Annotated in this window: 1 protein-coding gene; it reads right to left on the reverse strand. The window is 71.3% G+C overall.

The window, feature by feature from the left end; all coding sequences use genetic code 11:
• On the reverse strand, positions 1-1,317 hold a 1,317-nt coding region (locus VSO01S_RS26485; RefSeq protein ID WP_153305465.1), incomplete at both ends, for a DUF349 domain-containing protein.

Genomic DNA, 1,317 nt, shown 5'->3' on the forward strand with positions numbered 1-1,317 from the left:
AGGGGCAGGCGCCGGCGCCGGCGCATCCGCGTCCGTCCGTGCCGAGGGGTCCGCACCATCGGCAGGCGCGGTCAGGTCGTTGGCTGGTGCCGGCTCGGCCGGGACGGCAGCCTCCGTGTTTTCGCCACCGCCCTCGGAAGGTGCGCCGGCCAGGCTGGCGCTCTCGGCGAATTCGGCCGCGGCCTGGCCCGGCGCCACGACTTCGGTGGCGCCCACGCTCGGACCGTCCGCCGGGGCGGGCTTGAACTCACCGCGCAATGCGGCTTCGAGATCGGCCACCGCCGCACGAATCTTCTGTGCGTCACCGGTCGCATTGGCGGTGTCGAGCGCCTTGGACGCCGCCAGCACCTGGCGGTCATGCTCGCTCATGACGGCGCTCGCCTTTTCACGCTCGGCCGACTTGCGGTTGAAGGCTTCGTCGATGGGCGCGCGGAAGGCGTCCCACAGTTTCTGCTCCTGGCGGCGCTCGAGCGGCACGCTCTGCGCCTCCGCCTGCCAGCGCTGCTGCAGCGCCTTCACCGCGTCGATGCGCAGCTGCGGCGCGGCCCCCAGGGCCACGGCTTCGGCAATGAGGGCCTGGCGGCGCTCGATGCTGCCTTTTTGCGCTGCGTCGATGGGCGCACGCGCAGCGCCGAAAGCTTCGGCCCATTGCGCCTGCAGTTCGGCAAACACCTTCTCGCCCACGTGGCCGGCGTCGCGCCAGCGGTCGGCGAACTGGTGCAGCGCGCGGTTGTGCGCTTTCAGGTCGGCACTGTTTGCATGGGCTGCCGCCCATGCCTTCACTTCCTCGATCAGCGCCAGGCGATGGGCGCGGTGCTCCGCGGCATCGGCACGCACCTTTTCCAGCCAGGCCTCGACCACCTTGTGGGCCTCGTTGCAGGCTTCGTCGAAACGCTTCCACAGGGCGTGGTTGGGCACGCCGCCCTGGTCGGCCTTCTTCCACTGGTCGCGCAGGGCGCGCAGGCTTTCCTGCATCTTGCGCCCACCCAGGGCCTGGCCTTCGGGACGCTTGAGCAGCGCCTCGGCCTTGGCCACCAGCTCTTCGCGGACCTTGTCCGCACTCCAGCGCTGCCAGCCCTCGAGTTCACCAGCCGCAACCAGCGCAGCATGTACCTGGCCTTCGAGCGGCTGTTCAATGTAGCGGCCATGCTCCTTCAGCACGGCGCGCAATGCGGCCGCGGCGCCGGCCGTGGCCTTGCCATGGCCTTCGGCGGTTTCCTGCTCGAGCTTGGCCAGGGCGGCCTTCACCGCTTCCTCGGCGGCGGCACGGGCGGCCGGGTCGACCTTGGGCGCGCGGGCAGGCGCCGGCTTGGCCGC

Origin of the sequence: Variovorax soli NBRC 106424 (genome assembly GCF_001591385.1) — a bacterium.
In the GTDB taxonomy this organism is placed as follows: Bacteria; Pseudomonadota; Gammaproteobacteria; order Burkholderiales; family Burkholderiaceae_C; genus Variovorax; species Variovorax soli.